General features: G+C 60.9%; 12 protein-coding genes. 10 read left to right on the top strand and 2 right to left on the bottom strand.

What is annotated here, in order from left to right; genetic code table 11:
* Positions 1–6: 6 nt before the first annotated feature.
* Positions 7–1,188, bottom strand: a complete 1,182-nt coding sequence (locus tag FJ424_RS05415; protein WP_140652702.1) for a M24 family metallopeptidase — start codon at positions 1,186–1,188, stop codon at positions 7–9.
* Positions 1,189–1,419: 231 nt separating this feature from the next.
* Here FJ424_RS05415 and ehuB point away from each other — a divergent pair, with 231 nt between their 5' ends.
* The 9 genes from ehuB (at position 1,420) to FJ424_RS05370 (ending at position 10,484) form a co-directional block, all read left to right on the top strand.
* Complete coding sequence (gene ehuB, locus FJ424_RS05410; protein WP_246677148.1) at positions 1,420–2,283, top strand: ectoine/hydroxyectoine ABC transporter substrate-binding protein EhuB; 864 nt, start codon at positions 1,420–1,422, stop codon at positions 2,281–2,283.
* A gap of 56 nt (positions 2,284–2,339) precedes the next feature.
* Positions 2,340–3,068: an ectoine/hydroxyectoine ABC transporter permease subunit EhuC gene (gene ehuC, locus FJ424_RS05405; RefSeq protein ID WP_140652706.1), complete on the top strand. Its 729-nt coding sequence runs from the start codon at positions 2,340–2,342 to the stop codon at positions 3,066–3,068.
* Positions 3,065–3,724, top strand: a complete 660-nt coding sequence (gene ehuD, locus FJ424_RS05400) for an ectoine/hydroxyectoine ABC transporter permease subunit EhuD (protein WP_140640513.1) — start codon at positions 3,065–3,067, stop codon at positions 3,722–3,724. Before ehuC ends, ehuD begins: the two co-directional genes overlap by 4 nt.
* Entirely contained in the window at positions 3,721–4,500 is a 780-nt protein-coding gene (gene ehuA / locus FJ424_RS05395; RefSeq protein ID WP_140640511.1) for an ectoine/hydroxyectoine ABC transporter ATP-binding protein EhuA, read from the top strand. The genes ehuD and ehuA overlap by 4 nt, the downstream gene beginning before the upstream one ends.
* A complete protein-coding gene (locus FJ424_RS05390) occupies positions 4,497–5,246 on the top strand; it encodes a GntR family transcriptional regulator (protein WP_140640509.1) in 750 nt (249 codons plus the stop codon). The genes ehuA and FJ424_RS05390 overlap by 4 nt, the downstream gene beginning before the upstream one ends.
* 693 nt (positions 5,247–5,939) lie before the next feature.
* Positions 5,940–6,707, top strand: a complete 768-nt coding sequence (locus tag FJ424_RS05385) for an SDR family NAD(P)-dependent oxidoreductase (protein WP_140652708.1) — start codon at positions 5,940–5,942, stop codon at positions 6,705–6,707.
* A gap of 61 nt (positions 6,708–6,768) precedes the next feature.
* Positions 6,769–7,839 carry a sugar ABC transporter substrate-binding protein gene (locus tag FJ424_RS05380; protein ID WP_140652710.1) on the top strand — a complete coding sequence of 357 codons (1,071 nt, stop codon included), beginning with the start codon at positions 6,769–6,771 and terminating at the stop codon, positions 7,837–7,839.
* Between the two features lie 75 nt (positions 7,840–7,914).
* Positions 7,915–9,453: a sugar ABC transporter ATP-binding protein gene (locus FJ424_RS05375; protein WP_140652712.1), complete on the top strand. Its 1,539-nt coding sequence runs from the start codon at positions 7,915–7,917 to the stop codon at positions 9,451–9,453.
* The gene (locus FJ424_RS05370; RefSeq protein ID WP_140652714.1) at positions 9,450–10,484 is read left to right on the top strand and encodes an ABC transporter permease; all 1,035 of its coding nucleotides are present in this window, start codon (positions 9,450–9,452) and stop codon (positions 10,482–10,484) included. Before FJ424_RS05375 ends, FJ424_RS05370 begins: the two co-directional genes overlap by 4 nt.
* A gap of 86 nt (positions 10,485–10,570) precedes the next feature.
* On the opposite strand, the gene FJ424_RS05365 is transcribed toward FJ424_RS05370, so the two are convergent.
* Positions 10,571–11,632 (bottom strand): LacI family DNA-binding transcriptional regulator, encoded by a 1,062-nt coding sequence (locus tag FJ424_RS05365; protein ID WP_140652716.1) that lies wholly within the window; start codon positions 11,630–11,632, stop codon positions 10,571–10,573.
* Positions 11,633–11,823: 191 nt separating this feature from the next.
* Here FJ424_RS05365 and FJ424_RS05360 point away from each other — a divergent pair, with 191 nt between their 5' ends.
* Entirely contained in the window at positions 11,824–12,894 is a 1,071-nt protein-coding gene (locus FJ424_RS05360) for a mandelate racemase/muconate lactonizing enzyme family protein (protein ID WP_246677147.1), read from the top strand.
* Positions 12,895–12,940 lie beyond the last annotated feature (46 nt).

Raw genomic sequence — 12,940 nt, 5'->3', positions numbered from 1 at the left:
GTGGTGTCAGTCAATGACGATGATATCGCGGGCCACGTCGCAAAGCCGTTCGCCGCCGGCTTCGGTAACGACGAAGGATTCGGAAATGGCGACGCCGAAATCGTCGAGCCAGACGCCGGCCATGAAGTGGAAGCACATGCCGGGCTGCAGCTCGGTCTTGTCGCCAGGCCTGAGGCTTGCGGTGCGTTCGCCCCAATCCGGCGGATAGGCGAGCCCGACGGGATAGCCGACGCGGCTTTCCTTCTTCAGTCCGTTTCTGCGCAGCACCGCCTGCCATGCGGCCTCGACCTGTTCACAGGTGTTGCCGGGCCGTGCCAGATCGAGACCGGCATCGACGCCTTCGACGATCACCTTGGCCATGTCGGAGAGGGCGGTCGGCGGCTTGCCGAAATGCACGGTCCGGGTCAGCGCCGCGTGGTAGCGCCGCCGCACGCCGGCGATCTCGATGATGGCCAGCCCGCTGTCGGGGAGCGGCGCGTCCGACCAGGTCAGGTGCGGTGTGCTCGTGCCTTCGCCGACCGGCATCAGCGGACAGATCGCGGCGTAGTCGCCGCCGGCGCCCGGCACGCCCATGATCTGCGCATGATAGATTTCGGCAATCACGTGGTTCTGCGGCACGCCCGGGCGCATCTTTTCGATGGCGCGGTTCATGGCATTGCTGCAGATCGCGCCGGCCTGGCGGATCAACGCCAGTTCGGTGTCCGATTTCACCAGCCGGGCCCAGTTGACCAGGTCGTGGTTGTTGGCGAGGTTCGCTTCGGGCAGGCCGCCGACGAGATGGGCATGGCAGCGCGCCGTGTAATAGTGCGCATCCATTTCCACGCCGATCCGCGCCCGTCCCCAACCGCGTGTCCGGATCAGACCGGAGAGCTCGTCATAGGGATGCTCGACGGGCTGCTGTACCAGCCGCTCCGAGAACGAAACGATGTTTTCTTCAGGCAGGCCGGTGGTCATGCAGGCGCTCTTGGCATCCTGCGCCCTGCCGAACCAGATCGGCCGATCTTCCTCCAGATGGACGAGCACGCACTGCGGCACGTAGAAGGACCACCCATCATAGCCGGTCAGCCAGCACATATTTGCCGGGTCCTGGCAGATGATGAGATCGAAGCCAGCCCTTTCCATGCGCCGCTTCACGCCTGTCAGGCGCCGTGCATATTCTGCCTTTGTGAAGCTGGCTGAGCCGCTCAAACCCGTTTCCCCTGACCGCCGCGTCAATTCGAGAAAAATAGCATAATTGTGCACAACTATCGGCTATTCGACCGTACACTCGATCCGAATGTGCGGATTTTTCAGGATTCGTACAGTGTGTCTTGCGATATGTCTAGATCAGTTGTATACGTCTTACATGCTCGCTGCGACGGAGGAGAAACGTCATCCGAGCCAAGGCAATCGTCAAAAAGAAAAGGGGAATGCATGCTCATGTCACAGATATCTCGCCGCACGGTTGTGAAGGTGGTCGCCGGCTTTGCGCTCGCCGCGACCGCATTCACGGCGTTGCCGGCCCATGCGGAGACGACCCTCGAGCGGGCCAAGAAGGACGGCTACATCCGTGTCGGCTTCGCCAACGAGGCGCCGTTTGGTTTTGCGACGCCCGACGGCAAATTGACCGGTGAAGCGCCTGAGGTCGCCAAGGCGGTGCTTGCCAAGATGGGTATTGCGCAGGTCGACGGCGTGCTGACCGAATTCGGCTCGCTCATCCCAGGCCTGAAGGCCGGGCGCTTCGACATCATCGCCGCCGGCATGTTCATCAATCCGAAGCGGTGCGCCGAGATCAATTTCTCCGAACCGTCCTACGGTATCGGCCAGGCCATGTTGGTGACCAAGGGCAATCCGAAGGGCATAAAGGATTATTCGAGCATCAAGGATAATCCGGACCTCAAGCTCGCCGTGATGGCGGGCGCGGTCGAGGGCGGATACGCCAAGGATGCAGGTGTCGCGGCGGGGCAGATCGTCGCCTTGCCCGACCAGTCCAGTCTCGTCGCCGCCGTCCAGGCAGGGCGCGCCGACGCCGCCGCGCTTACCGCATTGTCGATCGCCGATATGGCCAAGAAGGCCGATGGCGTCGAATCGACCAAGCCCTTCGGCGAGGTTGCCGGCAAGTCGGTGAAGGGGCATGGCGGCTTCGGCTTCCGCAAGGAAGACACCGATCTGCAGGAAGCGTTCAATGCCGAACTGAAGAAATTCATCGGCTCGCCGGAACACATTGCGCTGGTCGAACCGCTCGGCTTCGGCAAGGACTATCTGCCCAATAAGACAACCGCGCAGCTCTGCAAGGGCGAATAAGTTCCCAACTGCTGGGCGGTGTGAGAGCGCCGCCCCCTTTTTCCTTGGAGAAGCAGATGGGTATCCGCACGCTCGTTGGCATGCTGGTCGTCTCGCTGGCCCTGATCGCCGTGCTGGCCACGCAGGCAACATACAGCCTGTTCCTGCCGGGACTGCTGCAGGGCGCCGCCTTGACGATCGAGATCGCAGTCCTAGGCAGCCTACTGGCGGTCGTCATGGGCGTGCTCGCCGCGTTGGCACGCATGTATGGTCCGGCGCCGCTCAGATGGCTGGCGACGGTCTATGTCGAGATCTTTCGTGGCACCTCGGCGCTGGTGCAGTTGTTCTGGCTGTTTTTCGTGCTGCCGCAATTCGGCGTCACGCTCGACGCATTTCCCGTTGCCGTGCTCGCGCTTGGCCTGAATGTCGGGGCCTACGGATCCGAGTGCGTGCGCGGCGCCATCCAGTCGGTCGCGCGCGGCCAGTGGGAAGCGGGAACGGCGCTCAACATGAGCCGTGCGCAGATGCTGCGCCGGATCATCCTGCCGCAAGCCTTCATCGCCATGATCCCGCCCTGGGGCAATTTGTTCATCGAGCTGCTGAAGTCGACCGCGCTGGTGTCGCTGATCACACTGTCCGACCTCGCCTTCAAGGCGCAGCAGATGAACCAGAACACGTTCAAGACCATTCCGATCTTCACGCTGGTGCTGCTGATGTATCTCGCCATGTCGCTCACCGTCTCCATCGGCATGCGGCTTCTCGAAAGGCGAGCCTCGCTCGGCCTGGCACGAGGAAAGGCAGCATGATCTGGGATTGGAGTTTTGCCCTCGAGATCCTGCCGGTGCTGGCCCGCGCCGCCGTCATCTCCATAGAGGCGACGCTGCTTGGTTTCGCCATCGCGGCCTCGCTCGGCCTGATCCTGGCGGTGATCCGCATCGCCGTGCCGTGGACAGGCTGGACGATCTCGGTGCTGGTCGAACTGATCCGCTCGACGCCACTGCTCATCCAGATCTTCTTTGTTTATTTCGTCTTTCCGAAATTCGGCCTTGTGCTCGACGCGTTCACGGCCGGTGTTCTGGCGATCGGTATCCACTATGCCGCCTACTGCTCGGAGGTCTATCGAGCGGGCTTCGACAATATCCATCGAGGCCAATGGGAAGCCTCGATCGCGCTCAATCTCTCGTCCTGGACGACCTTTCGCGACATCATCATTCCGCAGGCCATCCCGCCGATCGTGCCGGCACTCGGCAACTATCTCGTCGCGCTGTTCAAGGAGACGCCGCTGCTTTCGGCCATCGCCGTGCTGGAACTCATGCAGACAGCCAAGATCATCGGCTCCGAGACATTCCGCTACACCGAACCTATCACACTGGTCGGCCTGTTCTTCCTCGCGATGAGCCTGGTTTCGGCCGCGCTTATTCGTGCCCTTGAACGCCTGCTCAACCGGAGGAACGCGCGATGACGGAACAACCGATGGTCCGCTTCGACAATGTTTCCAAACGCTACGGCGCGTTGACTGTTCTCGACGGCCTGAACCTCGAAATCGCGCGCGGCGAGAAGGTTTCCGTCATCGGTCCGTCCGGTTCCGGCAAGACCACCGTGCTGCGCATGCTGATGACGCTGGAGACGATCAATGACGGCGTCATCTGGGTCGAGGGCGAGCCGCTGACGCATATGCAGCAGAATGGAAAGCTGGTGCCTGCCAACCTTGCTCACATCCGCCGCATCCGGGCGAAGATCGGCATGGTCTTCCAGTCCTTCAATCTGTTTCCGCACATGACGGCGATGGCCAACTGCATCGAGGCGCCGATAACCGTGCTTGGCATGAAGCGGGCCGATGCCGAGGCGAGAGCGGCCGAGCTTCTCGACATGGTCGGGTTGTCACAGAAGAAGGACCACTATCCTTCCCAGCTCTCCGGCGGCCAGCAACAGCGCGTCGCCATCGCCAGGGCGCTGGCGATGCGGCCCAAGATCATGCTGTTCGACGAGGTGACCTCCGCGCTCGACCCGGAACTTGTCGGCGAAGTGCTGCAAGTGATAAGGCAAATCGGCCGCGAGCATGATTTGACGATGCTTATGGTCACGCACCAGATGGGCTTCGCCAAGGAATTTTCCGATCGCGTCTGCTTCTTCTACCAGGGCAAGATATGCGAGCAGGGACCGCCAGGCGAGCTGTTCGGTGCCCCTAAGAACGAGCGGACGCGGCAGTTCCTGCACGCTGTCCTGGAGGCTGGATGACGCTGGAGACGGATGCCTCGGCCACCACCGCGATCGTAGACGCGCCACGACCGCTTTCGGCGCGGGAACGGTTCGAGCGTATCTACCGGATCCTGCGTGATCGCATCTGCCTGCTCGACTACCCGCCGGGAAGCCGGCTCTCCGAGGAAGAACTCGCACAGGAATTCGAGATCAGCCGCACGCCGGTCCGCCGCGTGCTGGCGCGCCTCGAATCCGAGGGTCTGGTTCAATCCGTCCACGGCGTCGGCACCATAGTCACCGATGTCGATATCGAGGAATTGCAGCAGGTCTATCACCTGCGTCTGGAACTGGCGCTTTTGGTCGGCAAGCTTTCGCCGATCCCGCGGACGGCCGCCGACCTGGACCGGATCCGGGCACTGATTGCACGTTGTGATTCCGATATGCTCAATCCGGATCAGCGGGCTTTCCTGCAGCTGAACATGGATTTCTTCTCTGAACTGACCGCCATGACAGGGAACCAGCCCCTGCGCGAGATCAGCGAGAGACTGTATTTCCAGGTGGCGCGTGTCGTCCTGAAGATGATGCCACAACTAGGTTTGGTGGAGGAGTTCACGGCCTTCCGGCGCGAAATGGAGGAGGTCCTGGCCGCGGCGGAGATCGGCGACTGGGAGTCGATCGGACACATCAGGCGTGCGCATATCTCAATGAGCTTTCGACGCATGATGCGGCATGGGGGTCATGCCAAGGACACGAACAGCGATCGCTTGGTACGGCAAGAAAAATAGTCCGAGCACTCGCCTGCTCAGGCAATTAACGACTCTTCCTTTGCCGAAGTTCGAAACGAACCAACTGGCGCCTTGATGAACCTTTTGACTTTCGCCAATTTGAAGTTTGCCAGGGTTTTTCCTAGCCATCCCAATCCCTATCCCTGACGTGCTTCCCTGTTTTGTCCGCGTCGTCCACGTTATCCGACCCGAAGCGGACAACAGCAGGCGCTTTGGTCGCAGGAGCTTGGAAGTCGCAATTCTTTGGTGCCTGCGCCGCCTTCTACATTCATTGGATCTGAATCCGCGAGCCGAGGGTCACGGTCGTCGACGGAGATGGTGTTATGGCCGATGATCCGTGCTGACACTCGGTTTGATGCCCTTGAACGAGCCGATGTCGGGTTCCGCCTCGATGCGGCCTCGATATGAACGTGAGATTTTGGGGGCAGGCAGGCTTAGCCGTCGAAAAAACGGCAAGCCAAGAAGTCCAATATGTCGTTTGAATCGACCCACCACTTGGAAACGATATAAGCTCGACAATTCCTATTTCCATACCACAAACTGCTTTATGTTCTGACTGTTACGGCCAAATCCTTGTATGCAATATCAACGGTGTCATCGTCCTTGACAGGTATCGTGGAAACGATATTGTTTTGATGCATCGGCGCGATCAACGGCGCATTTTTGCCGTGATCGGCCGGCGGAGGAGCACTGATGAGGGGCCTCAACGGCAAGATTGCCGCAGTGACGGGCGCAGGTTCCGGCATAGGGCAGGCGGCGGCCAAGCGTCTTGCGGAAGAGGGGTGCAAGGTTGCCATACTCGACTGGAATGAGGAGAGCGCAAGGGCAACCGCGCAGCAGATCGCGCAGGCGGGCGGCGAAGCGCTGCCGCTGAAAGCCGACGTGAGCAACGAATCTCAGGTCGAGGCCGCTTTCAAGGCGATCGTCGCCAGGTTTGGCCGCCTCGACATTCTGGTTTCCAATGCCGGGATATTCTCCGGCGAACGCGACGGCAAAGTCGACGGGCTTTCCAAAGCGGTGTGGGACGAGATCGTTGGAGTCAACCTTACTGGCATGTATCTCAGCTGCAAACACGGCGTCGCCGCGATCAAGGCGACGGCCGGAAAGGGTGCGGTGGTGCTGACCGGATCGCCTACCGGCATGTCGGGCTGCACGCCGGCCAATGTCGCCTACGGCTCCAGCAAGGGAGGAGTGCATGGCCTGTCGCGCGTCATGGCTGTCGATCATGCGCCGGAAGGCATCCGGGTGAATGTGGTTGTTCCCGGTTTCACGTTGACCCCGATCGTACGGGAACTTGTTGCCGACCCTAAAGTCTATGAATGGCAGATACAGAACATCCCATTGAAGCGTGGCGCCGAGCCCGAAGAGATCGCAGGCGCTGTGGCGTTCCTGGCTTCCGACGACGCGTCCTATATGACCGGGTCCTTCATGTTCGTCGATGGCGGCCTGACCGCCATCTGACCCGGCTCCATCAAAAGAAGACGTGCAGACCGATAACGATCAAAAGGGAGGAGCAATTCACATGGCAATCACAAGGTTCAAGACGACTTTGCCGCTCGGCGCGCTGGCGCTGGCGCTCAGCGTGTCAGGCGCATTCGCTGAAGACATCACCATCGGCTTCGTCGCTCATGCGCAGGGCGACCCGTTCGTGCAGCAAATCCAGGATGGCGCGCAGGCCGCCGCCAACGATCTCGGCGTCAAGCTGGTGACAGCGCAACAGGCCGGCGGCGCACCGGAAGGGCAGCTGAAGCTGGTGCAGAATTTCGCCAATTCAGGCGCCCAGGGGATAGCGACGTCGGTGCCTGGCGAATCCATGGCCAAGGGTCTTAACGACACCATCTCGAGCGGCGTGCCGATCGTGCAGTTCAACCTGCTGTCGAAGGCGGTGAACGCACCCTATGTCGGTGAAAAATCGGTCGAGAGCGGCCGCGTTCTCGGTCGCATGGTGCTGGACAAGATCGGCGGCGAAAGCGCCAAGGGAACGGTCATCATCGGCAACTGCTTCCCCGGTTTCCCGGTTCTGGAAAATCGCGCCAAGGGTGTCGAGGAATCGCTCGCCAAAGCCTCCGGCATCAAGGTGCTGGGACCTTTCGATGTCAAAGTTTCGGCGGTCGACAACTACAATCATTGGGAACAGCTCTATAGCGCAAATCCTGACGCTGTGGCCTTGATCGGCCTTTGCGCGCCGGACGTGACCAGCCTCGGCAAGCTCAACGCCGCCAATGGCGACAAGTTCGTGGCCGGCGGCTACGATCTGACGGAACTGAACCTCAAGGCCGTCAAGGAAGGCCACGCTTACGTGACCATCGGCCAAAGCGCCTTCGTGCAGGGCTATCTGCCGGTCGCGCTGCTGGTCAATGCGATCAAGGGCGGCAAGAAACTGGATCCAGGCTTCTACAATGCCGGTTCGCAGATCGTGACCGCCGACAAGGTCGACATGGGCAACGGCCTGACGCCGATCTCTTTCGATGAGGCACAGAAGCTGGCGGCCGATCCGAAAGCGACCGCGGCCTATTACAAGGCCTGGACGCAGACGCTCACGGCCGACATGCTGTCGGCGACGCCGAAGCCGATTTCCGCGGAATCCGAATAAGCACCGCACCATTTGAATGAAAGCGGGGTGGCGGAAGCCGCCCCCGATTCTGTCTGGGTCCCTTGCAAAGCACAGATGTCCGACCGGCCCATCATATCCGTGCACAACCTCGCCAAGCATTATGGCGGCGTCATTGCGCTCGACGATATGAGCCTGGCGGTTGAACGCGGCACCATCCACGCCGTGGTCGGTGAGAACGGCGCCGGCAAGTCGACCCTCATGAAGGTGCTGGCCGGTGTCGTCAGACCGGACAGCGGAACCATAGAACTTGACGGCACCACTGTCGCCATCGACGGACCGAACGCCGCACGCCAGCACGGCATTGGCATGGTGTACCAGGAGCTCAGCCTCTTTCCGGAGCGCTCGGTTCTGGCCAATTTGTTCGTCAACCGCGAGCCGGTGCGCCGCGGCCTCATCTCCAACACGGTTATGGAGGAACGATGCCGGCCGCTTCTTGACGAATTGGGGCTTCATGTCGACGTGAGGGCACCGGTCAACCGTCTGAGCATAGGTGAACGGCAGCTTGTCGAACTGTGCCGGGTGCTCCTTGAAAATCCCCGCCTGCTCATCCTGGACGAACCGAATTCGGCTTTGAACCAGCGCGAGACCGAGAAGCTGTTTGCGGTGCTGAAACGCATCCGCGAGCGCGGCATCACCATGATTTACGTTTCGCACCGGCTGGAAGAGGTTTTTTCAATCTGCGACCGCATCACCATAACCCGCAACGGTCGCGATGTGCTGACCGGGGATCGTTCAGCGCTTACCATTCCAGAAGTCATCGAAGGCATGATCGGACGCCAACGCGAGGCGCTGTTTCCGCCTGCTCTGCCTGCCAGAGCCGGAACTGCGAAAGAGATCGCCGTCAGCGGGCTCGGCGGCGGCAGGCTGCGTCAGATCGATTTCACGGCTCGGTCGGGCGAGGTCGTGGGTTTTGCCGGGCTCGAGGGATCCGGCATTTCAGACCTGTTCGATATCCTGTTTGGACTGCGCAGGGCGCGCAGGGGGGAGGTCCGCTTTCCCGACGGCCGTGGACTTCCAAAAAATCCGACGGATGCGGCCCGCCGCAATGTCTGCCTGGTGCCGGCAGACCGCCGCCGCAACGGTCTGATGCTCGACAAGTCGATCCTGTTCAACATTTCCAACATCGTGGTGGGCGCGCGAGACGACGGCCCGTCGTGGTTCTCGCCAAAAGTCGCCCTGGGCCGCGCTGGCCGCCAGATCGAGGCTTTGCGCATCAAAGGCCGACCGCACGCACTGACGAATTCGCTGTCGGGCGGCAACCAGCAGAAGGTCGTGATCGGGAAGTGGCTGGAGATAGGTCCGCAAGTCTTTCTGCTGGACGATCCGACGCGCGGCGTCGATGTCGGCGCCAAGCGAGAAATATACGGCCTCATCCGTCAGATGTCCGCCGATGGCGGCATCGTGCTGTTCAGCTCGACCGAATTGCCTGAACTCATCGGTCTCTGCGACCGCATCGTGGTTGTCTATCAGGGGCGGTTGGCAGCCATTGTTTCCTCGGGCGACATGGACAGCCGTTCCATCCTCCATCTTGTCAACACGGGCGAGATGCCGGGGAGGATTCGAAATCCGCAGCAAGAAACGAACAGGGCATGACCGAAGCCGACCGCACGGAAACAATCGCTCCACGGCCCCAGGACTTTCCGAAGTGGCGCTTTCGTATGCCGGAGGAGATCGGCGTGATCGTCGCGCTTGCCGTCATGATGGCGGTGATCGGCGTTGCCCGGCCGCGTTTCCTCAATCCGATCAACCTGTTTTCGCTGCTCGGCAACACGACGTTTCTTGGCATGCTGGCGATCGGCATGGTGTTTCTGCTGGCGATCCGGGAGATCGACCTTTCGGTCGGCTGGATGTTCAATTTCTCGGCGGTGATTGCAGCGCTTCTGATGGTCGCGGGGTTCGACCCGTGGCTTGCGGCGCTGGCCGGCATCGTGTTCGGGGCCTGTCTCGGGCTCGTCAACGGTCTGATTGCAGTTACGCTGCGTCTGCCGTCGATCATCGTGACGCTTGGCACCTATTCGATGTTCCAGGGGCTGTCGCTGGTGGTCAACCACGGCAGGGCGATCGTACCGTCCGACCAGAGCAGCAGCTTCTTCTGGGTGATTTCCTATAAATTGTTCGGAGTTCTGCCTGTGGCGGCGCTGGTGTTCGTGCTGCTGGCGATTGCAATGCACGTTGTGCTTCACCGCACGCGTTTCGGCTACCGTGTGCAAGCGGTCGGCAGCAATCCGGAAGCCGCCACGCATGCCGGCATACCGACTGCCCGGGTGCGCCTTCAGACCTTGGTGCTGATGGGCGCGATATGCGGGCTATCGGGCACAATGTATCTCGGCTTTCGCGGCGCCATCGATCCGAATGAAGGCAGCGACTTCGTCCTGGTTGTCATTGCCGCCGTCATCATCGGCGGCACGCCGCTGTCTGGCGGGCACGGCACGATCATCGGCGCGGTGATCGGCATGATGATCATCCAGGTCATCTCGAGCGGGTTGATCTTCTTTGGCATCGATGCGACGTGGAGCACCTTCGTTACCGGAGCGGTGACCGTGCTTGCCGTCTCACTCGACCGATTGATCAAATATCATCGAACGCGACGTGCGGAGCTGCGGCGAGAATCCTTGCACGGTTGAGGGTGCCCGGGCACACGCGATTTCAATTGGCGTTTCGAGGCTGGCGTCGCTCGGGCAGTTCCTTGGCTGAGTGCCCCATGAACGAATTAATCGCTGACCGGCCGGCAAGAGCCGCCGAGAATGAGGTGCGTCGGAAAAGAAATCCGTTGCGCTGGCCGATCGGCCTGGCCGCCCAGCCGTTCAAGAAGAAGCAGTGCTGCCGTACGTCCTATCTCCTCGACCGGGCGGTCGATAAGCGTGATGGGGCCGGGATAAAGCATGGCCACATCGGAGCGGTCGCATCCGATAAGGGAAATATCGTTCGGCACCGAAACGCCTTGCTGCTGGAGGGCACGCAACACGCCGACCAGGATACGATTGCCTGCCGCTATGATGGCTGTCGGGCGTTCGCGCATCTGGAGCAGGGCAGTGGCTTCGCGGAAACCGAAATCAGCCGACAGGCTTTGCGAACGGATCAGATGCTCAGGCACGGCCAGCCCGCTTTTCTGGAACGCCTCGACGAATCCGCGGACGCGCTCGCGTCCTGGCCTTATGTCCTTGCCCGCCGTGATGATGGCGATGCGGCGATGACCGAGCTCGATCAAATAGCCGGTCGCCTGTCTCAAGCCCGTCGCGTGCTCGGTCAGCACCGCGTCGATCTCCAGCGGTATGTCGCGGTCGAGAAGCACGGAAGGCACGCGCAATTCCTTGAGCCGCTTGATGGTGCGCGGATCCTGTTCGTTGTTGATCGTCAGTATCATGCCGTCCGCGCGGCCGTGCTGGAGCATGTCGATGGCCGCGGCTTCGTCCGATGCCCGTCCGTTGGTGCTCATGAGGTAAAGGGAGAAGCCGCGCTCGCGCATCTGCGAGTCGACCGCCTTGAAACAGCTCGCATGCCACGGATTGGCGATATCATCGATGACGAAGCCCACCGTCATCGTGTTGCGGCGGCGCATGTTCTGCGCGCGTGAATCCGGTTGGAAACCAAGGGAATGGATCGCGGCGCGTACCTTGCCGAGGGTTCCCGGCCGCACGGTATCAGGAGCATTCAGGCTGCGTGAAACGGTTCCGACAGAAACGCCGGAGACACGCGCCACGTCCCGAATTGTCGCCGGCTTGTCGATCCCTTTTCTCACCGAGCCCCCGTCAATACCGGTCGAACCAGGCAACCATTTAACTGCCCAGTCTTGTTATAGAACTGCATAGTAGCGCGACGGCGACTTTGACGACAAGCGGGAAGCTCGTGCTTTGCGCTTGACCTCCGAAAGCCAAGCCCTTATTTTTGGAAACGTTTCGAAAAACGAGCGTTTCAATGTCAAGCTCCCTCAAAATAGAACGCATAGAATGCATTCCGCTCTGCATGCCGCTGCCACGTACCTTCAGGGGCAGCAACTATTTCATGACGCACCGCTGCACCATCATCACGCGCGTCTACACCTCCGAGGGAATCATCGGCGAGGTCTACAACGGCGATGAGTTCGAAACCCAGGCGGAAGTTGTCAAGATCATCCTGGATGAGATCCAGCCGCTGTTGGTCGGCAAGGATGCCTTCAATATCGAAGGATGCTGGGAAGCGATGCGCAAGCCGAGCTACAATATCCTGCGCGACCGCAAACTCGCCATGTGCGCGCAGGCCTGCGTCGACAGTGCGTTGTGGGACGCTGTCGGCAAGGCGCTCGACACCCCTCTCTACAAGCTGTGGGGCGGCTATCGCGATGCGTTGCCGGTCATTTGCATCGCCGGATACTATGAGGAAAACAAGACTCTGGCGGATTTCGGCCGCGAGATGGAGCAGATACGCGCCGACGGATACGGCGGCTGCAAGTTCAAGGTGGGCGGACGGACGCCGAAGGAAGACGCCGAGCGCGTGCGCACGGCGCGCCAAGCCGCGGGCGACGATTTCGTGCTTCTTGTGGACGCAAACCAAGGCTGGAGCCTGCGCGACGCGGTTGCGTTTTCGCGTTACGTGTCCGACCTCAACATCCGCTGGTTCGAGGAACCGGTCCGCTGGTACAACGACCGGCTCGACCTCGCTGCGGCGCGCAGCCAGACCGGTATTGCGATTGCGGCCGGGCAAAGCGAGATCAGTCGTGCCGGTTGCCGAGACCTGATGATGGCCGGCGCGATCGACGTCTGCAATTTCGATGCGAGCTGGGGTGGCGGACCGACCGAATGGCGCCGGGTCGCGGCCTTGGCGTCATGCTTCGCGGTGGAGATGGGGCATCACGAGGAGCCACAGATTTCCGCGCACCTTCTGGCCTCCATATCCAACGGGACGTATTTGGAAACGTTTCATCCGGATCGCGATCCGATGTTCTATGCACTTGTGGCGAACCGGTCGAAATTCGACAACGGCGTCTACAAAGTGCCGCAGGGCGCCGGTTTCGGGCTTGTCCTCGACCAGAAGACGATCGGCAAGTATAGACTCTGAGCCCGTTCAGCCCTGTCGATGACTGAAATGCAGTCGACGTCACCGA

It is taken from the genome of Mesorhizobium sp. B3-1-8 (assembly GCF_006439495.1).
Classification (GTDB): Bacteria; Pseudomonadota; Alphaproteobacteria; order Rhizobiales; family Rhizobiaceae; genus Mesorhizobium.
Note: the sequence above shows the minus strand (reverse complement) of the source record. Positions and strands in the feature narration are given on the sequence as shown.

Coding starts and splice junctions, on each gene's coding strand:
- FJ424_RS05390 (WP_140640509.1), top strand. CDS start 4,497: ATGACGCTGGAGACGGATGCCTCGGCCACCACCGCGATCGTAGACGCG.
- FJ424_RS05375 (WP_140652712.1), top strand. CDS start 7,915: ATGTCCGACCGGCCCATCATATCCGTGCACAACCTCGCCAAGCATTAT.
- ehuD (WP_140640513.1), top strand. CDS start 3,065: ATGATCTGGGATTGGAGTTTTGCCCTCGAGATCCTGCCGGTGCTGGCC.
- ehuB (WP_246677148.1), top strand. CDS start 1,420: ATGTCACAGATATCTCGCCGCACGGTTGTGAAGGTGGTCGCCGGCTTT.
- FJ424_RS05380 (WP_140652710.1), top strand. CDS start 6,769: ATGGCAATCACAAGGTTCAAGACGACTTTGCCGCTCGGCGCGCTGGCG.
- ehuA (WP_140640511.1), top strand. CDS start 3,721: ATGACGGAACAACCGATGGTCCGCTTCGACAATGTTTCCAAACGCTAC.
- ehuC (WP_140652706.1), top strand. CDS start 2,340: ATGGGTATCCGCACGCTCGTTGGCATGCTGGTCGTCTCGCTGGCCCTG.
- FJ424_RS05385 (WP_140652708.1), top strand. CDS start 5,940: ATGAGGGGCCTCAACGGCAAGATTGCCGCAGTGACGGGCGCAGGTTCC.
- FJ424_RS05360 (WP_246677147.1), top strand. CDS start 11,824: ATGCCGCTGCCACGTACCTTCAGGGGCAGCAACTATTTCATGACGCAC.
- FJ424_RS05370 (WP_140652714.1), top strand. CDS start 9,450: ATGACCGAAGCCGACCGCACGGAAACAATCGCTCCACGGCCCCAGGAC.